Origin of the sequence: Mycobacterium novum, from assembly GCF_010726505.1 — a bacterium.
In the GTDB taxonomy this organism is placed as follows: Bacteria; Actinomycetota; Actinomycetes; order Mycobacteriales; family Mycobacteriaceae; genus Mycobacterium; species Mycobacterium algericum.
This window is the reverse complement of record NZ_AP022562.1, coordinates 3,205,363-3,223,203: the sequence shown is the minus strand read 5'-3', so window position 1 is coordinate 3,223,203 and position 17,841 is coordinate 3,205,363. Positions and strand designations below refer to the sequence as shown.

Annotated in this window: 22 protein-coding genes; 13 read left to right on the top strand and 9 right to left on the bottom strand. The window is 67.9% G+C overall.

Annotation, left to right across the window (positions count from 1 at the left end):
- Positions 1-18: 18 nt before the first annotated feature.
- Together G6N19_RS15000 and G6N19_RS14995 are read left to right on the top strand one after the other, a co-directional pair.
- Entirely contained in the window at positions 19-1,038 is a 1,020-nt protein-coding gene (locus G6N19_RS15000; protein ID WP_013829977.1) for an iron-containing redox enzyme family protein, read from the top strand.
- Positions 1,039-1,231: 193 nt separating this feature from the next.
- A complete protein-coding gene (locus G6N19_RS14995; RefSeq protein ID WP_232062403.1) occupies positions 1,232-1,669 on the top strand; it encodes an STAS domain-containing protein in 438 nt (145 codons plus the stop codon).
- A 35-nt stretch (positions 1,670-1,704) separates the two neighbouring features.
- Here the strand turns inward: G6N19_RS14995 and G6N19_RS14990 are convergent, their stop codons facing one another.
- Entirely contained in the window at positions 1,705-3,849 is a 2,145-nt protein-coding gene (locus G6N19_RS14990) for a catalase (RefSeq protein WP_193465223.1), read from the bottom strand.
- 99 nt (positions 3,850-3,948) lie between these two features.
- Here G6N19_RS14990 and G6N19_RS14985 point away from each other — a divergent pair, with 99 nt between their 5' ends.
- Genes G6N19_RS14985 through G6N19_RS14970 form a run of 4 tightly spaced genes read left to right on the top strand, consistent with a single transcriptional unit; the run spans position 3,949 to position 6,173 of the window.
- Complete coding sequence (locus G6N19_RS14985; protein ID WP_083036140.1) at positions 3,949-4,638, top strand: HAD family hydrolase; 690 nt, start codon at positions 3,949-3,951, stop codon at positions 4,636-4,638.
- On the top strand, positions 4,631-5,299 hold the full coding sequence (locus G6N19_RS14980) for a nucleotidyltransferase (RefSeq protein WP_193465222.1): 669 nt from the start codon (positions 4,631-4,633) through the stop codon (positions 5,297-5,299). The genes G6N19_RS14985 and G6N19_RS14980 overlap by 8 nt, the downstream gene beginning before the upstream one ends.
- Positions 5,209-5,433, top strand: coding sequence for a BON domain-containing protein (locus G6N19_RS14975; RefSeq protein ID WP_332101732.1), 225 nt, complete (start codon positions 5,209-5,211; stop codon positions 5,431-5,433). Before G6N19_RS14980 ends, G6N19_RS14975 begins: the two co-directional genes overlap by 91 nt.
- Positions 5,430-6,173: a metallophosphoesterase family protein gene (locus G6N19_RS14970; RefSeq protein ID WP_193465221.1), complete on the top strand. Its 744-nt coding sequence runs from the start codon at positions 5,430-5,432 to the stop codon at positions 6,171-6,173. Before G6N19_RS14975 ends, G6N19_RS14970 begins: the two co-directional genes overlap by 4 nt.
- 23 nt (positions 6,174-6,196) lie before the next feature.
- Here the strand turns inward: G6N19_RS14970 and G6N19_RS14965 are convergent, their stop codons facing one another.
- Complete coding sequence (locus G6N19_RS14965) at positions 6,197-6,610, bottom strand: ChaB family protein (protein ID WP_013829984.1); 414 nt, start codon at positions 6,608-6,610, stop codon at positions 6,197-6,199.
- Positions 6,611-6,726: 116 nt separating this feature from the next.
- On the opposite strand from G6N19_RS14965, the gene G6N19_RS14960 reads away from it, so the two are divergent.
- Positions 6,727-7,827 (top strand): Rv2629 family ribosome hibernation factor, encoded by a 1,101-nt coding sequence (locus tag G6N19_RS14960; RefSeq protein WP_193465220.1) that lies wholly within the window; start codon positions 6,727-6,729, stop codon positions 7,825-7,827.
- Positions 7,828-7,836: 9 nt separating this feature from the next.
- Here the strand turns inward: G6N19_RS14960 and G6N19_RS14955 are convergent, their stop codons facing one another.
- From G6N19_RS14955 to G6N19_RS14935, 5 genes are all read right to left on the bottom strand, one after another.
- Entirely contained in the window at positions 7,837-9,387 is a 1,551-nt protein-coding gene (locus tag G6N19_RS14955) for an HNH endonuclease signature motif containing protein (protein ID WP_013829986.1), read from the bottom strand.
- A gap of 76 nt (positions 9,388-9,463) precedes the next feature.
- Positions 9,464-10,468 (bottom strand): SDR family oxidoreductase, encoded by a 1,005-nt coding sequence (locus G6N19_RS14950; RefSeq protein ID WP_193465219.1) that lies wholly within the window; start codon positions 10,466-10,468, stop codon positions 9,464-9,466.
- Complete coding sequence (locus G6N19_RS14945) at positions 10,465-12,138, bottom strand: GMC family oxidoreductase (RefSeq protein WP_013829988.1); 1,674 nt, start codon at positions 12,136-12,138, stop codon at positions 10,465-10,467. The genes G6N19_RS14950 and G6N19_RS14945 overlap by 4 nt, the downstream gene beginning before the upstream one ends.
- Positions 12,138-12,884, bottom strand: coding sequence for a gluconate 2-dehydrogenase subunit 3 family protein (locus G6N19_RS14940; RefSeq protein WP_193465218.1), 747 nt, complete (start codon positions 12,882-12,884; stop codon positions 12,138-12,140). The genes G6N19_RS14945 and G6N19_RS14940 overlap by 1 nt, the downstream gene beginning before the upstream one ends.
- Positions 12,885-12,897: 13 nt before the next feature.
- Entirely contained in the window at positions 12,898-13,395 is a 498-nt protein-coding gene (locus tag G6N19_RS14935; RefSeq protein ID WP_083036146.1) for a hypothetical protein, read from the bottom strand.
- A gap of 144 nt (positions 13,396-13,539) precedes the next feature.
- Between G6N19_RS14935 and G6N19_RS14930 the strand changes: the two genes are divergently transcribed.
- The 4 genes from G6N19_RS14930 (at position 13,540) to G6N19_RS14915 (ending at position 15,843) form a co-directional block, all read left to right on the top strand.
- Positions 13,540-13,773 carry a hypothetical protein gene (locus tag G6N19_RS14930; RefSeq protein ID WP_013829991.1) on the top strand — a complete coding sequence of 78 codons (234 nt, stop codon included), beginning with the start codon at positions 13,540-13,542 and terminating at the stop codon, positions 13,771-13,773.
- A 12-nt stretch (positions 13,774-13,785) separates the two neighbouring features.
- Entirely contained in the window at positions 13,786-13,944 is a 159-nt protein-coding gene (locus tag G6N19_RS14925) for a hypothetical protein (protein WP_013829992.1), read from the top strand.
- 70 nt (positions 13,945-14,014) lie between these two features.
- Positions 14,015-14,965: a sensor histidine kinase gene (locus tag G6N19_RS14920; protein WP_013829993.1), complete on the top strand. Its 951-nt coding sequence runs from the start codon at positions 14,015-14,017 to the stop codon at positions 14,963-14,965.
- Entirely contained in the window at positions 14,962-15,843 is an 882-nt protein-coding gene (locus G6N19_RS14915; protein ID WP_013829994.1) for an MEDS domain-containing protein, read from the top strand. Before G6N19_RS14920 ends, G6N19_RS14915 begins: the two co-directional genes overlap by 4 nt.
- A 40-nt stretch (positions 15,844-15,883) precedes the next feature.
- Here G6N19_RS14915 and G6N19_RS14910 read toward each other — a convergent pair whose 3' ends face one another.
- Positions 15,884-16,189 carry a J domain-containing protein gene (locus G6N19_RS14910; protein ID WP_041318483.1) on the bottom strand — a complete coding sequence of 102 codons (306 nt, stop codon included), beginning with the start codon at positions 16,187-16,189 and terminating at the stop codon, positions 15,884-15,886.
- A gap of 492 nt (positions 16,190-16,681) precedes the next feature.
- Positions 16,682-17,104, bottom strand: coding sequence for an Hsp20/alpha crystallin family protein (locus G6N19_RS14905; RefSeq protein ID WP_041320097.1), 423 nt, complete (start codon positions 17,102-17,104; stop codon positions 16,682-16,684).
- A 124-nt stretch (positions 17,105-17,228) separates the two neighbouring features.
- Here G6N19_RS14905 and G6N19_RS14900 point away from each other — a divergent pair, with 124 nt between their 5' ends.
- Together G6N19_RS14900 and G6N19_RS14895 are read left to right on the top strand one after the other, a co-directional pair.
- Positions 17,229-17,627, top strand: coding sequence for a MerR family transcriptional regulator (locus G6N19_RS14900; protein ID WP_081465671.1), 399 nt, complete (start codon positions 17,229-17,231; stop codon positions 17,625-17,627).
- Positions 17,627-17,839 (top strand): hypothetical protein, encoded by a 213-nt coding sequence (locus G6N19_RS14895; protein ID WP_158019491.1) that lies wholly within the window; start codon positions 17,627-17,629, stop codon positions 17,837-17,839. Before G6N19_RS14900 ends, G6N19_RS14895 begins: the two co-directional genes overlap by 1 nt.
- The last annotated feature ends 2 nt before the right edge of the window (positions 17,840-17,841 follow it).

The window sequence follows — 17,841 nt, the reverse complement described above, 5'->3', positions numbered from 1 at the left end:
GACGGGGTACCCGCGAGCGTGACCATTGCACCGCAGCGCACCGATCCCGCGACCGAGCCCGAGCTGCCCGCGGCGTGCGGGCCGCTGTCGGCCACGGTCTGCCGGCTGCTCCGCCGGCCCGCGGGCGCACCCGGCGACGTCGCCGTCGCGACAACCGGCGCCGACCCCTACGGGCGGGACCTGCAGCTGGCCCTCTACGTCTGCTACGAGCTGCACTACCGCGGCTTCGCCGGCGTGGACCCGGGGTGGGAGTGGGACGCCACCTTATTGGAACTACGCGCGCGGATGGAGCGCGTATTCCTCGATAGTGTTCGTCGGGACGTCGGACCGATACCGGCGGACATCAATGTGAACGACGAAATGGAAGCTGCGGCAACCGAACCCGTGCGCGGCAGTGGACCCTCGTGGTATCTGCGCGATCTGGGCAGCTGGGAACAGGCTCGGGAGTACTTCGTGCACCGGTCGCTGTATCACCTCAAGGAAGGCGATCCGCACGCCTTTGCCATCCCGCGCCTGACCGGCCAGGCCAAGGCCTCCTTCGTCGCGGTCGAGTTCGACGAGTACGGCGCCGGTCGAGGGACGCGGGTGCATCAGCAACTGTTCGCCGACCTGCTCAACGCCGCCGGCTTGGACGCCGATTACCTCGTCTACCTCGACGTTGTTCCCGCCGAGTCGCTGGCGGTGGTCAACCTGATGTCGCTGTTCGGGCTACACCGCCGGTGGCGGGGGGCGGCCGTCGGGCACTTCGCCTCGACCGAGATCACCTCCCCGCCCGGGTCGGCCCGCCTGGTGGCCGCGCTGCGGCGGCTGGGCGCCCCGGAGCCGTGCGTGGCGTTCTACGCCGAGCACGTCGTGGCCGACGCGGTGCACGAACAGGTGGTGCGCACCGGCGTGGTCGGCGACCTGATACGTCACGCGCCGCAGCTGGAGGCCGACGTGGTATTCGGCATGCGGGCCCGTGATGTCGTCGAGAACAGGCTCGCCGACCTTATGATGGCGGCCTGGTCGGCGGGAAGATCTTCGTTACTCGCAAATTGAAAGTTAAGGTTTCACTGGGATTTTGCGGAGTTTGTCGCCGATCTCTTTGCCAATCGAAGCGGGCATGGGTAACGTCTGGTTCCTCCGGTTGAGTTCACAGCCGCAACTGAACGTCACCGTGTTTTATGTAGCTCGCCAAGAGATTACGCTGACGTGATCCAACAGCACGATTCGTCGACTGATGGAGCCACAAATGACAACCAGCAGGATTACCGAAACCGCTTTCGCCACTCCCGCAACGGAATCCACGCAGGCCTGGCGAAGCCATACCGCCAAATTCACCATCCACTGGGGTCGGTCGGGAGCGGTGGTTGCCGCGGACGGGGAGATCGACGCGGCCAACGCCGCACCGTTCGCCGACTACGCCAGACGCTGCGCCGACTGCTGCGAGTGGCTGATCTTGGACCTGGCCGAGCTGGCATTCATTGGCACGGTCGGATTTACCGCGCTGCAATCGGTCAGCGCCCGCTGCGCCGCGGCGCAGACCCGGCTGATGGTGGTACCGAGTCCGGCGGTGACCAGCGTGCTGCGGATCTGCGACCCGCAGTCCCGTCTGCCGCTGGTGCCCTCGCTGGCCGACGCCCTGGCCGACGTGCAGAAATCCGGGCGCCCGCTGCGCGCGGTGACCTGAAGCCGGGCCCGAACCCGGACCCGGCTCCCGGCGGGCTAGGCGGGCACCGCGTCGGCCGCCCGGTCCCAGACCCGGTGCTTGGCCAGCACCGCGGCGAAGGCGTCGAAGAACTCCTCACCCAGATCGCCGGCGGCCGCCGTGGTGGTGACCACGCCGGTCGAGACGGTGACCCCGGTGTCCTCGGCCAACCGCTCGACGATTCCCGCTTTGGGTAACAGCTCGACACCGGCCCCGAACGCCCCGATGGGCTTCAGGTGTTTGTAGGCCTCGGTGATGAAATGCATGGCGTAGCCGTCGGCGGCGAGCGTGTGCATCGCCTCCGGACCACACGGCACCACCACCGCGTCATAGAGCACCGAGGCCATGGTGGTGATCGCCCGGTCGACGCCCAGCTGCCCACCCGAGCCGCCGGCGAGTTCGCCGCCGCCGGTCGGGGCCAGTACTTCGGCGACGGCGCCGCGCCGGCGCATCGCCTCGACGAAGCTTTGGACGCCCGTAACGTCGACACCGTCAGCCGCCAGTACCGCGATCTTGCGGCTTTCGATGGTGGGCGCGCCCCGGGACTCCGGCGGAACGGTGGCGGCGTGCAGTTGCGAGAGCGCCGGCGACGTCCCGACCTTCTCGGCTGCGGCATCGAGCTGGCGCTCATCGGGCGCCGACAGCCCCAGCTTCTCGGCCACCTGGCGCGCCAGGTCGTGGTCGATGTGGTTGAGTTGCTCGACCACGCGCTGCCGGATCTCGACGGTTTCGCATTTGCCCAGTTCGAATGCGTACGCGGCGACGATGTGCTTGGCCTCCGGCTCGGACATGCTCTTGTAGAACATCCGCGCCTGGCTGTAGTGGTTCTCGAAGCTGGCGGCGCGTTTGCGGATCTTGTCGCCGTCCACCTTCTGGGTGTAGTGCCGGTACACCTCGTCGTCACCGCCGGCCAGAGCCGGGCAGCCGCCGCCCAGCGAGTTCTTGTAGTAGCTGGACTTGCCGACCGGGATGGCGTGTTGGCTGTAGCCGTCGTGCTGGTTGGTGTGCACCGGCGCCACCGGCCGGTTGATCGGCAGATGGTTGAAGTTCGGTCCGCCGAGCCGGATCAACTGGGTGTCCAGGTAGGAGAAGTTACGGAACTGCAGCAGCGGGTCGTTGGTGAAATCGATTCCCGGCACTACGTTGGCCGTGCAGAAGGCCACCTGCTCGGTTTCGGCGAAGAAGTTGTCCGGGTTGCGGTTGAGCACCATTTTGCCCACCGGACGCACCGGAACCTGTTCCTCGGGAATGATCTTCGTGGCGTCCAGCAGATCGAAATCGAAATTGAATTCGTCGCTCTCGGCCACCAATTGCACACCCAGCTCCCACTCCGGGTATTGGCCGGCCTCGATCGAATCCCACAGGTCGCGGCGGTTGAAGTCCGGGTCTTTTCCGGCGATCTTCTGGCATTCGTCCCAGATCAGCGAATGCACGCCGAGCTTGGGCTTCCAGTGGAACTTCACGAACGTGCCCTGCCCCTTGGCGTTGACGAAGCGGAAGGTGTGCACACCGAAGCCCTGCATCATCCGGAAGCTACGCGGCAATGAACGGTCCGACATCAGCCACATGATGGCGTGCAGCGTCTCGGGCTGCAGCGACACGAAGTCCCACAGCGTGTCGTGGGCGGACTGCGCCTGCGGAATCTCGTTGTCCGGTTCGGGCTTCACCGCGTGCACGAAGTCGGGGAACTTGATGCCGTCCTGGATGAAGAACACCGGGAAGTTGTTGCCCACCAGGTCGTAGTTGCCCTGTTCGGTGTAGAACTTGGTGGCGAACCCGCGCACGTCGCGCACGGTGTCGGCGGATCCGCGGAAGCCGGCCACGGTGGAGAACCGCACGAACACCGGGGTCTTGGTACCCGGCGAGGTCAGGAACTTCGCCGCGGTGTACTCGGCGAGCGAATCGTCGTAGGGCTCAAAGTAGCCGTAGGCGCCCGACCCGCGAGCGTGCACCACCCGCTCGGGGATCCGCTCGTGGTCGAAGTGCATGACCTTCTCCCGGGCGTGGAAATCCTCCAGCAACGTGGGCCCGCGCTCCCCGGCCGTCAGCGCGTCGTCGGTGTGGTCGACCCGCAGCCCCTGCTGGGTGGTCAGGTACCCGGACTGCCGGTCGTACCGGTGCTCGTCGAGCTGTCGCTGCTTGGGGTCCTCGGTAGCCACCACGGTTCCTCTCGTCGGCGTATTGGGAATTCCCAGCGTGGGGTATCCCAGCCGGGACATCCGCAAACGGCCAGGGCCACCCGCGAACGAGAGGGGACGATCGTGACCGCCCAATCGGCTGTGTTGTTCGACGTCGACGGCACGCTGGTCGATTCGAACTACCTGCATGTGCACGCCTGGCGTCGGGCGTTCGCCGAACAGCGCATCGAGGTGGAATCCTGGCGCATCCACCGCGCCATCGGCATGGACGGATCCGCGCTGGTGCGGCTGCTGTCAGACGACGCACCCGACGACGTCCGCCGGCGCCTCAAAGAGCTGCACTCGCGCTTCTACCTGGAGTCGGCGCCGCTGCTGTCACCGCTGCCGGGCGCCCGGCGGTTGCTGGAACGCATCGCCGCCCTCCATCTGCCGGTGGTGCTGGCCACCTCGGCGCCCGACGACGAGCTGGCGGTGTTGCGCAAGGCGCTCGACTGCGACGACCTGATCGCCGCGGTCACCTCGTCCGCCGATGTCGACATCGCCAAACCGGAGCCGGACATCATCGGGATCGCCCTCGATCGCATCGGCGCGACGGCGGAGCGGGCGGTTTTCGTCGGCGACGCGGTCTGGGACGTGGCGGCCTGCGTGCGCGCCGGCCTGCCGTGTATCGGCGTGCTCAGCGGCGGCGTGTCCCGCGCCGAGTTGGAAACGGCAGGCGCGGTGGGCGTTTTCGACAACGCCGAGGAGCTGCTGACACAGCTGGACCGGACACCGATCGCAGACCTGCCCGACGGGCGGCCCGGGCATGGATGAGGCCACCTTCTTGACCACGCTGATCCGGGCCATCGGCGCACTGCAACGCGCCGACGTGCCCTTCGCAGTGGCCGGTGGCGCCGCGGTGTATGCCCGCGGCGGCCCGCACTCGCAGCACGACATCGATCTGCTGGTGGAACCGTCCGACGCCGAACACGCCGCGCAAGCCCTCACCAGCGCCGGCATGGCGCGGTTCCAGCCGCCGGAGGACTGGTTGCTGAAGGTGTTCGACGGCGACGTGCTCATCGATCTGATCTATCGGCTCGGTGACACCCCGGTCAGCGCGGAGACCATTGCGCGCGCCCCGCTGCTTCCGGTCGGCTCGGTGACCGCACGGGTCATCAGCGCCACCGACCTGATGGTGCAGAAGCTCGCGGTGCTGGACTGTCACCGCTGCGATTACGCCGAGCTACTCGTCGTCGCACGCATCCTGCGCGAACAGGTCGATTGGGGCCGGCTGCGGCTGCGATTGCGGGGTTCACCGTTCGCCGAGGCGTTCTGGCAGCTGTTGTGCGGGCTGGCCATCGTCGACGCCGATGACGCCGCCGAACCCGATCCGCCGGATCATCTGTGGCGGTGGTGCGACGCCAGCTCGCCGAGAACCCGGAGATCGGCGAGCTGGGCATCGGGATCGAAATCCACTCCGACACCGTGTGTCTGACCGGGACGGTCAACGGCCCGCAACGCCGGGCGACGATCGAGACGGTCGTTCGCGCCATCGTCGAACCGCGCGTCGTGGTCAACGACATCGAAGTGGTGCAGCTGTGCGAACCCGTCGAGCAGGTGACCGGGTGATCCGGGTAGCCGCGGTCGGCGACATCCACTTGGGCGAGGACTCGCGCGGCACGATGCGCTGGCACCATATCGATGATCGGGCCGACTTGCTGCTGGTCGCCGGAGACTTGACCCGCCACGGGACCGCCGCCGAGGGCCGGGTGGTCGCCGACGAATTGTCCGGGTGCCCGGTACCGGTGGTGTGCGTGCTCGGCAATCACGACTATCACCGGAATCAGCAGGACGAGATCACCGACGCGTTGCGCGACGCCGGGATCGTCGTCCTGGAAGGCGAGACCCACACCGTCGACGTCGCGGGCCGGCGGGTCGGAATCGCCGGCGTGAAGGGTTTCGGCGGCGGTTTCGCCGGCCGGTGTGCGACCGCCTTCGGCGAGCCGGAGATGAAGGCGTTCGTCGCCGCCACCACGACCGCGGCGGCCCGGTTGCGCGAGGGCCGTGGGGCGCTGCACGCCGACTACCGGATCGCGCTGCTGCACTACTCGCCGGTTGCCGACACCTTGCTGGGCGAGCCTCCGGAGATCTATCCGTTTCTGGGGTCGTGCCTGCTGGCCGAGGCCATCGACGACGCCGGGGCCGACCTGGCGGTGCACGGCCACGCCCACTCCGGAATCGAGGCGGGCCGCACCGCCGGCGGTGTCCCGGTGCGTAATGTGGCCCAACCACTGATCCGGGCGCCCTACACCGTCATCAACGGCATCCCCACCGCGGCGGCCAGCGCGGCGGACATCCACGCCCCGTGATCGCCGATGTGACCGGAGTGCGGCTACGTGCCCCGGACACGGCGGTTGTGCTTCTTGATCGCCGTGACCAGTTCCGATTTCTTCATCGTCGAGCGGCCGTGAATGTCCAGCCGACGCGCAACGTCCATCAGATGCTGCTTGCTGGCGTTGGCGTCGACACCCTCGGCGGACGGTCCCGAGTTGTTCGGGCCCCCGCCCTGAGCACGCTTATCCGACGGGCCGCGCTTCTTCTTGGGCTCCCAGTGGTCTCCGACCTTCTCGAAACTGTGTTTGAGCGCCGCGTAGGCGACCCGGTGGGCGCGCTGCTCGCTGCCGTACTCCTTGGCGGCCGCGTCGTGCGCTTTGGCGAAGGTGCGTTGCGCCTTCGCGCTGGATCGTTGCAGCGTGCTGGGCAACTCGCCTTGCTTGGCGGCGCCGCTCTTCGTCGTCTTGGGCATGAGACCTCCAATCAGCGACTGCAGTCCGGTCTGCATACCCGCCGAACCGGTTCGGCAACCATGTCGAACGTGCCGACCACGTTTGCCGGGCCGATCACCGGGCAACCCGGATAGCCGTGGATGCCGAACGATTCCGTGGATTGCTCACCGCCCGTGCCCCGTTCATCTCGGTGTACTTCGAGGACTCGCACGACACCGAGGACGCGGCCACCAAACTCGACCTCACCTGGCGCGCGGTCTGTGAACAGCTCAACCGACAGGGCGCTGATCAGCAGCTGGTCGGCGAGGTCGAACGCGCCGTGCGGGAGTTGCGGCCGCCGGTCGGCAAGAGTGGGCGCGCGGTGATCGCCGACGCCGACGGCGTGGTGCTCAACGAGCATCTGCAGGCGCCCGCAGCGAGCACTGCTCGCCTGTCCCGACTTCCCTACCTGCTGCCGATCATCGAGCACGGCTTCGAGTACCCGAACTACGTGTTGGCCGAAGTCGACCAGACCGGCGCTGACATCACCGTGCACGCCGACGGCGCACTGCGCTCGGAAACCATTGACGGCGGCGGCTATCCGGTGCACAAGGCCGCCGGAGCCGATACCCCCGGCTACGGGGATGTGCAACCACATGTCGAGGAGGCCGTTCGCAAAAACGTCCGCGCCGTCGCCGCCCGGGTCACCGAACTCGCCGACCCGCCCGATCTCGACGCGGTGTTCGTCGTCGGCGAGGTGCAGTCTCGGTCGGCATTGCTGGAGGCGTTGCCGAAGCGGATCACGGCGCTGGCGCGGGAGCTCCCGGTCGGCGCCCGGGGACACGACGCCGGTGACATACAAGACGCGATCGAAGCCGAATGCCTGCGAAGGCAACTCGAGAACATCCAAGACGCGGTGCAGCGCTTCACCGCCGAATCGGGCCGGCTGTCCGGGCTGGCGGTCGAAGGGCTCGCCGCGGTATGCGCCGGGCTGAGCCAGGGCGCGGTGGAGACGCTGATCATCGGCGACATCGGCGATGCGACGGTGGTGGCCGACGCGGACCTCACGGTTACCGCGCCGGATGCCGACATGCTCTCCGATTACGGTGCGGCACCGGAATACACGCTTCGCGCCGACGAGGCGCTGCCGTGGGGCGCGATCGCAGCCGACGCGGGCGTGGTGGCCGCCGGCGGGACGATCCATCCGGCCGACGGCGTCGCAGCGGTGCTGCGCTACCCGCCGATGGCATCGGCTTAGCCGCCGTCCTCATCCGGCTTCCGCCCAGTCGTGTTCCTCGAAGAGGTGTCGTTGCGCGAGGCCCTCGACGGCCACAGCTTCGTAGGCGTCCCCGTCGAACAGTGGGTCGTCGAACAATGGATCATCGCGAACCGAGTCGCCCGGCCACGGGCAGTCGGCATCGGGCGGTGGCAGGTCCTCGGGCGGCGGGCGGCGGTGGTAGTCGATGACGGCTTCGATGAAGTGGAAGGGGTTGACGCGGGGTTGGCCGTGGTCGAGTTTGGGCGGCGGGATCCACTCGACTCGGCCGGATTCGCCGAGTCGGGTGACCCAGCCCTGCTCGCTGGCCATCCGATTATCCGGCGCGCACGCCAGCGCGAGGGAATCGATGTCGGTTTGGCCGTTGTCAGCCCAATCCCGTTCCAGATGGTGCGCCTGAGACAGGTACCCCGAGACCGTGCACCCGGGTCTGGTACAGCCGTGATCACGCGCATGCAACACGATGCGCTGATCAGCCGAAGCGATGCGCTTGGTGCGACCCAGCCACAACGCTCGCCCCCGGCCGTCGAAGATGCTCAAGTAGTGATACGAGTGGGCGGCCATGCGCAGTAGGTCGCTCATCGGCAACAGTGATCCGCCGCCGGTGTGCGCCTTGCCGGCCGCAGCCTGCAGTTCGGCCAGCGTGGTCGAGACGATCACCGTGACCGGCAGGCCGTTGAGCTGGCCCAAATCTCCGCACGCCAGCACCGCCCGGGAAGCGGCCAGCAACGCGTCGTGGTGGCGTTGATCGCGGGTGCGGTGATCAGCCTGGATCTGTTCTTGGCTCGGTGTACCGCTGACGCAGGGCTTTTCGTCGGCGGCGTTGCACATGCCGGGCGCTCCGAGTTTGGCCAGGATCGGCTCCAGGGTGGCCCGCAACTCGGGGGTGATCTTGCCCGAAAGGGTGCTCATCCCGTCGGCGTCCTGGCGACTCAGCCGCAGCCCGCGCCGGGCCTGACGTTCCCGGTCGGTGATATCCCCGTCGGGGTTCAGCGCCGCCAACAAGTGATCAGCCAACCGCTGAAAGGTCTCCGGGCCGAACTGTCCGGCCAAAACCGCGAGGTCGCGTTCGGCGCGCTCCCGATCCGCGGCATCGACGGCGGCCGGAATCTTCGCCATCGTCTTGCGGGCGATCGCCGTATGCTCCGGGCCGATGCGCCCGCGCGCTTGGGCGGTGGCCAACTCAGGTAGCTCCGGAGCCAGCGGCTCCCCGGTCACCGCGGTGCGCGGACCGAGTTCCGCGGCCTCGGCCAATCGCCGTCGCGCCGCGGCGCTGCTGATCCGCAACCGCTCGGCCAGCGCCTTGCCCAGCGAGCACTCGCCCAACAGCCCCGCATCGCCCTCGGTGACGAGCCGGGTCAGAATCTGATGATCGATAGCCGGTGCTCGCCACGCCAACGCTTCCCGGCGGGCCAGCACGTCCACCAACTCCTCGGTGGTCAGCGCATCAAAGGAGCATTGTTCCAGTCGGCCATGGGCGGCCTCGGCCGCGTCGAGGCACGCCATGATGGTGTCCCGATCCGCGAATGCATCCCTGCCCATACATCGCACGCTAATTCGACCCACCGACAGAAAACGGTCCGGATTCGGCCCCCGGCGATTAAGGAAACAGTGTGAATCAACGCCGCCGGGCGGCCAGCACACCGGCCCCGGCCGCACCCAGCGCGGTCGCCGCACCGGCGACCAGCCCGGCGTGCCGGGCCGCCCAGAGTTGCGGGCTGTGCGCATGCGAGGAATCGTCGAACTGCCCGCGCGCCCCGTGGTCGCTACCGGGCTGCTGGTCGAGCGGCTTCCAAAGATTGTGCGGCGGCACACCCTCGACGCGTTCACCGGTCTGCTGCGAGTCGTAGCCGGTACGGGCCAGGTAGCGGTCCAGCAGCGGTGCGGCGACGCGCTGCGCCAGCAGGGTGGCGACGGTACTCTCACCGACCCAGTACTGCTTGCGCCGCGGACGGTCGGCGGCACGCAACACCGCCCGGGCGACCAGCTGCGGCTGATAGATCGGTGGCACCGGCTGCGGGTGGCGAGGTAGCCGGGACAGCACCCAGGAGAACTGCGGGGTGTTGACCGCCGGCATCTGGACGATGGTGATGTTGACCCTGGAGCGTTCGTGCAGCAGCTCGCATCGCACCGACTCGGTGAAGCCGTTGACGGCGTGTTTGGCGCCGCAGTACGCCGATTGCAGCGGGATGGCCCGCTCCCCCAGGGCCGAACCCACCTGCACCACCGTGCCGCGGTCACGGGGTTTCATTTTCGCCAACGCCACCATGGTGCCGTAGACGAAGCCGAGGTAGCAGACCTCGGTCACCCGTTTGAACTCCTCGGGTCCGATCTCGCTGAACGGCGCGAACACCGAGGCGAAGGCGACGTTCACCCAGACGTCGATCGGACCGAGTTCGTCCTCGACACGGTCGGCCGCGGCCGCCACGGCGGCATAGTCGGCGACGTCGGTGGGAATCGGCAGCGCGGTCCCGCCGGCGTCCTCGACATCGCTTGCCGCGCCCCGCAATCCGGCTTCGCCGCGGGCCAGCAGGGCCACCTTCGCGCCGCGGGCACCGAACCGCTGCGCGACGGCGCGGCCGATCCCGGCACTGGCTCCGGTGATGACGACGGTCTGAGTCATGACTGGAATCCCTTCTGCAGAACCTGTTTTCCGGCCAGCCGCTCGGCGAGCCGGGAGGCCAGCGCCATGATGGTCAGTGCCGGGTTGGCCGACCCCTGGGTCGGGCACACCGAGCCGTCGGAGAGGAACAGATTGGGCACCTCCCATACCCGGTGGTCGGCGTCGACGACAGAGTTCTCCGGCGTGGTACCCATCCGGGCGCCACCGATCAGGTGGGCATAGCGCTGGATGGTCAGCACGTCCTGGGCGCCGGCCGCGTACAGGATGTCGGTGATCACCCGGGTCGAGTAGGCCATGTTCGCCTTGTCGTTGTCGCAGCGGGTGTAATCCATTCGGGCCACCGGGATGCCGAAGTCGTCTGCCTCGTCGGCCAGTGTGACCCGGTTGTCCGGCAGCGGCAGCAGTTCGTTGAGGACACCGATCGTGCTCCAGTGGTTGTAGTCGCGCATGTATTCGCGCATCGCCCGTCCCCAGTGCCCGTCGGCGAGCACGTGCTCGGCCCAGCCGATCGGCAGCGGTGAGACGGTCTGGATGGAGAACCCGCGGGCGAATCCGCGCGTGGCGTCGGTTTCGTAGAACTGCTCGCTGCTCACCTGCGGCGGCGGCGCCTTGTACATCCGCAGCTCCTCGGGCCACCGGCCGGCGGTCTGGGAGGCGCCTTGGACCATGACGTATCGGCCGACCTGATCGGTGTTGTTTCCCAGCCCGTTGGGGAACCGGGAACTGGTCGAATTGAGCAGCAGCCGTGGGGTTTCGATGGAGTAGCCGGCCACCGCGACGACCTTGGCGCGCTGGAGGTGCTCGGTGCCGTCGCTGTCGAGGTAGACGACACCGCGGGCCGCACCGGTGTCGTCGAGTTCGATCCGGGCGGCCATGCTGTCGGCCCGGATCTCCACGCCGTGTGCCAGCGCGTCGGGCAGGTGGGTGACATAGGGGCTGGCCTTGGCGTTGACCTTGCAGCCCTGCAGACAGTAGCCGCGGTAGATGCAGTGCGGCCGGTTTCCGAAGGTGCCGTTGACGATCCCGACCGGACCGACCCGCATCTCGATTCCGAGGTTGCGCGCGCCCTCCCACAGCTTCGACGCGGCACTGGAGATCGGATGCGGCGAGGACGGGTAGCGGTGCGGATACCCCCACGGCCAGTTCTGCCCCGCCACCGGCAGTTCGGCCTCCAGCACTTCATAGTGGCGGCGGATGTCGGAGTAGTCGATCGGCCAGTCCGCTCCGACACCGTCGAGACGGTATGTCCGAAGGTCGCTGGGGTGGAACCGCGGGCAGTAGCCGGCGTAGTGCACCATCGAGCCGCCGACGCCGCGACCGGAGTTGTTCTTGCCCAGCTCGATCGGGTCGTCGCCGCCGATGATGCGCTTCTGCGTCCAGTACAGCGGGTGCGATCCGGCTTCATCGGAGACCCAGTCGGTGTCGGGATGCCAGAACGGCCCCGCCTCGATGATCACGATCCGCCAGCCGGCCCGCGCCAGTCGTTGCGCCAGTACCGATCCACCGGCGCCGGCCCCGACGACGACCAGGTCGACCTCGTCATCGGTGGCATACCGGCGCATCGTGTTCTCACCGGGCAACTGCCGCGATTGCACGTCGAGCAGGAACCGTGAGTCATTGTCGGGTGGGCCCAGCGATCCCTTGAGCAGGCCCCGCCAGAAATCGCCCACTACGAGCCCTCTTCTTGCACCAGTCTCACCGGGTCCTTGTCGACGGCGCCACGACTTTCGAACGGTTCACGCACCGACGCCCGGCCGCTCGGTCCCCCCAGTCGCATGTATCCGCGCGGGTAAGCCGGCCCACCGAATCCGATCTCGTTCCACGCCCACGGATGCGAGTAGAACGCCGTCAACGCCATGCGCATGCACACCGACCACGCCCGGCTCTCGTTCAACTGCGACCATGCGCCGCCGTACAACCCGCCGCGGGAGAACTGTTCGACCAGCGCCAGTTGGCTGGGGACCTCGGCGTCGGCGAATGACGCCCTGCCGTACCGCTGTTCGGCGGCCTCGTCCAGGCCTTGCAGCACCAGCCGCCAGGTGTCACCGTCATCGGGCATGTCGGCGTACTGGTAGCCGTCAAGCCGGCCGTCGGCCAGTTTGTCGTCGATGAACTCGGCCACCGGCACCCGCGGGTCCTCGTCTTGTGCCAGCACGATGTCGCAGAAAGCGCGCAGGGTGGGCTCCTCGGCGGCGGTGAAGAACCGCAACGGTCCCGGCGGCTCGAGCCGGGCCAACACCACCTTGCGGGTGGCCTCGTCCCAGCTGTCTTGCGACTCGAGCACGTCGAAATCGGGATAGCGCCCGATCATCTGCGGTGTGGTGCCGCGGCGCTGCCGCGGCAGCCAGGACGGGTGCGGGGGTTGGCGATCGGCGCGCAGGTTCGGCAGATGGTCGGGGCGGGAGGTGTCGGCCATGGGCTGCGGCCCGTCAGCGTTCGCGGCGCAGCACCGCGGCCAAGAGTCCCATTCCGCCGACCATCGCCATCAGCCCGGGTGCCGCGATCGGCGGGCCCATCGGAACGTTGTAGGACGCATTGCGCCAGCCGCCCGGTTTGCGTGCCACCCCGCGGGCGTGCAGGTACTCCCCGAGCAGGCCGTTGGCGGCGTAGACCCCGGCGGTCAATGGCAGCCAGCGTTTGGCCCAGCGGCGGGAGAACACCCCGCCGATACCGGCGATCACCACCGGCGGCGTGACCAGCACCGGGCTCCACATCCACTTGTTGCCGAAGCCGGCCTTGTAATGCTCGAGATAGATCTCGGCGGTTGTCACCACCGCGGCCACCGCCGTCATCGCCGACAGCGACCGCTCGAAGCGGCCGTGCGCGACGTTGCGCAGCAGGTGATCGACGAGGTCGCCGGCTTCGCCGATCCATTCTGCGTGACTTCCTGCCCGCAAACCGGATTCGCCCGGGCCCAGCAACATCATCTGCCGCACTCCGTCCTCGCGTTCCTCGCGTTCGTCGATGTCCGCAGATTTGCCGCAGTACCCCGCTGCTGCAGGCACCAAACATCGAGGTTTCGACAGCGATGGAAGCGGGAATTATCGGGGGTACAGATGAATGGAGGACGGATGCGGATCGGTGGACTGGCCGGTGCGATTGTGCTGATATGGCTGCTTATCGGCGTTTTCGCCGCATGGCAGCGAGACTATTTCCACGGGCGTCAGACCAGTTGCGCGACTGCCGGAACCATCGCGGTCACCACACTGGCCGGCCCGCTGAACTATCTCGGGTTCAACCCGGTCGTGACGGATTGCCATTTACCGCAGCCCTCGTCGCAGGGTGCGGTCGTTCAGATCGTTTAACAGAAGGGATCGGTGATGATTGCACTCGGAGTGATCTTGCTTATTCTGGCGCTCGTTCTCAAGATCAATGTGTTGTGGACGATCGGAATCATTCTGGTGGTGATCGGCGCGGCACTGTGGATTCTGGGAGCGATCGGGCGTCCGGTGGCGGGTCGGCGTTACTGGTATTGACCAGCACCGCCCCCGGCAGCGTTAAACTGACCGGGTTCTTGCGGCCCGCTCGATGACGGGGGCACATGCGATGGCTGCCGCTGCCGACCACGGCTCCTTCAGTCATATCGCGCTGTTCTACCGATCGCCGAGGGACTACGTAGAGCACTTGGTGCCGTTCCTCGCCGACAGCGCCGCGGCCCGGATCCCCATCCTGGTGGCGGTGCCCGAACCCAATCTCTCGCTGCTGCGAGACGCCCTTCCCGAGGGGACGGCCGATTCCGTGACGATGGCGGATATGAGCCGGGTCGGACGCAATCCCGGTCACATCCTCGGCGGCGTGTTCGGCGCGTTTGCCGCCGAACATCCCACCGGACCGGTGCGAATGGTCGGCGAACCGGTCTGGCAGGGCCGATCCGACCAGGAGTATCCGGCCTGCGTCCAACATGAAGCCCTGATCAACCGGGCGTTCACCGGCCGGGAGGTCACGGTTCTTTGCCCGTATGACGCAACGAATCTGAACTCCGACATCCTGGTCGACGCCGAGATCACCCATCCGCGCCTGGACGGTGCCGGGCATCCGGAGCACAACAGTGCTGCCTTCGCCCCGGAGGCGGCCTGGGCACGCTACAACGAGCCGTTGCCGAGCAGCCCGACCGCGGCGAGCTGCACCCTGAACGAACTCACCGACCTGGCCTCCGCCCGGGCGTTCGCCGCCAAGTACGCCCGCTGGTTCGGGTTCTCCGATGCCGACATCGCCGACCTGCAACTGATCGTCAACGAACTGGCCTCCAACAGCCTGCAGCACGGGCGCGGCCCGTGCACCCTGCTGATCTGGGAGTCAGCCGGCCAATTGGTCTGCCAGGTACGCGACTCCGGCCAGCTGGCGGACCCGATGGCCGGCCGACGGCCGATCACTTACGACGACCAGCAAGGGTTCGGATTGTTCGTGGTCAACGCCACCGCGGACCTGGTGCGAATCCACACCGCAGCATCCGGGACCACGGTGCAGGCGCACTTGCGGATGAGGGAGTCAGCATGACAGCCACCCGCCGGGCCGACCCATCGGGGGAATTCGGCCACATCGGCTGGCAGTACCGCGACCACGACGAATTCATCTGCCGTGCAACAGAATACCTGGCAATCGGCCTGAATCTGGGCCAGCGGGTCGGCTACGTCGGCGACGACGAGCCCACCAGGATTCGAGCTGCCCTCGCCGCGGCTGGGCTCGGCGCCGCCGCCGACGGGGTGGACGTCAAAACCGTGCCGGAGCACTTCGTGTTTCGGGCGGGCGGCGAGGTCGTGGACGCAGCGGGCATGGCCGAACGTTATGCGGCCGCCGCGATCGCAGCGGTCGCCGACGGCTACAGCGGTCTGCGCGTCGTGATCGATGTGACGCCGGTGGCCCGCACACCGGAGCAGCGTGAGGCGCAGGCAGCACTGGAGTTCCTCGGGGACCGGCGAATCTCGACGCTGCCCGTCGCGGCGCTGTGCGGGTACAACATCGCCGAGCTGGGCGAGGCGGCGGCGGGGTTGCTGTGTCTGCACGCGGCGGCCGGGCCGGCTTCCAGCCCGTTCCAGCTGTACAGCCAGCCCGCCCGGCGCAACGCGATCGCACTGGCCGGGCATCTCGATGCCGCCAGTGAGGTGCTGTTCGCCGCCACCTTGCACCGCATCCTGCCGTTGCTGTCACAGGCCACCCTGGAGATCGACGCCCGGGAGCTGGACTTCGTGGGCCACCGGCAGCTGCTGCTGCTCGACCGTTGCTGCGCCGCCCATGACCGGGTGGCGGTGCTGCACAGCAGTCGGCCGACGGTGCGCCGGTTGTTCGATCTGATCGGCTTCGAGCACATCCACATTGACACCGGGGGCGGGGTGCGGCCAGAAGCCGATGTCCGGGTTGGTACCCAAGGACGCTGAACTGCGTGCCGGGAATTCGACGAGCCGGTCGAGCTCACGGTCAGCGGTGCCGGCGCACCGGGCCTGCCCGCAGATAATCCTGCGATGACGGCGGCCGCCGACGGTGGCTGACGGGGATCGTCACCGGACCGGCCCCCGCGTCGTGGTGGCCGCCCTGACGCAATGCGTCATATGCGCACAGCAGCTGCCGCAGCCGTGCGGCCGCATCATCGGGTGGTGACGAACCCGGATAGCCGGTGTCGGGGTGCAGGGTGCGCACCTTGGTGCGGAATGCATGGCTGATCTGTGCCTGGGTAGCCGAATGCGGCACTCCCAGAATGTCGTAGGGATCGGGGCTGTCGCTCATCACCACGGTCGCTCACCAACTCCAAGACGTACTTTCCTGCTGCGGGCCGGCGGGCCCGCTGCCCGGGAGAGCAGGGTGGGCAGCGGGGCCACGCCGAACCTCGCGGTGCTCATCGCGTCGGGCCATCACCTCCCGTCATCACGCGGCGGACAACATCGGGACCTCGGAGGCCTCCCGGAGGCGACCGTTGCGTCGGCCACACTCGCCGGCTGCGCCGCCGCGTGTCCGACCGGTTCCGAGGGCTTCCCGGTGGCGGCGCGCCACGCCGCTCGGGTGTGGCGCAACGAATGGCGAGCTTGGGGGGTCGGGGCCGGGCGGCGGGCGTTTCGGTGCGCACCGCGTGCCAGCGCTCGGGGATCGCCGCGGTCAGCAGGCGCAGCCATTCGGCGCGCACGATGCGGTCCGCCTCGTCCAGCACCTCCGCGGGCAATGTGTCGGTGGTCATGCTGCTCACCTCCTTCACCATGCAGGCCGCCTCCCGGCCCCTCGCAATCAGCCGTTGATGGCCCGCTCGCCGTGTCCGCTGGCGACCTTGATCCGGCGCGGCTTTGCCTTCTCCGCGACCGGAATGGTCACTCGAAGCACCCCGTCCTGGTAGCTGGCCTGGATCTGCTCGGCGTCGAGGTTGTCGCCCAGGAAAAGCTGTCGGCTGAACACCCCGCGGGGCCGTTCCGCCGACACCATCTCGCGACTCTGATCCAGGCCGGGCCGTTCGGCGTGCACCGTCAGCACGTTGCGTTCGACATCGAGGCCCAGCGAGTCTTCCTTCATCCCCGGCAGGTCGAACTCGACGATGAACTGATCGCCGTCGCGCCAGGCATCCATCGGCATGACCGCCGGCCGCGCCGCGGTGCCCAGGACCTGCTGGGTCCAGCGGTCGAGATCGCGAAACGGGTCGGTACGCATCAACATCATCTCCACCTCCTCAATCTGCAGCAGATCATCTATGTCCGCTGACATAGATTTTTATATAGCACCGATGGTAGGTTCGTGCAAGAGGATCTCCGACGAACGGAAGCGACGCGCCTTGACCGAGAACATGAATGCCCGATCCGGACTCGGGGTATACAGCATCTCCGTGGCTGCAGAGTTGTCCGGCATCGGTCCGCAGACGTTGCGGCTCTACGAGCGGCGCGGCCTGCTCACCCCGGCGCGCACCGCGGGCGGCACCCGCCGTTACAGCGACGACGACCTGGCACGGCTGCGGCGCATCGTCGAGCTGGCCGGTGTGGGGGTCAACGTGGCCGGCATCGGGGAGATCCTGGGCCTGGAAGCCCGAAACGTCCGACTGGAATCGGACAACACCAGGCTGAAGTCGGACAACAATCGACTGAGATCGGATAACGACCAACTGAAGTCGGACTATGCCCTGCTCGTCGCGCAGCGGGCGGAGCTGGCAGGCCGGAGCGCGCAAGCGCGGAACCGAAAGGGGTCATGATGATCGACGCTGAAGGACTGTCGCCGAGCGAGGGCCTCCCGGAGGCGGACCGCGCCGAACAGTGGCTGGCCGCCGACGCCGGCGAGGAGGACGACGGGCTGGACCCGGCCCGGCTCGAGAACATCGACGAGAAGGACGCCAACCCGGCCGACGTGATCGACCAGGCGATCAGCGTTCCGCTTCCCCACGACGACTACGACACCGAGCCGTAGTG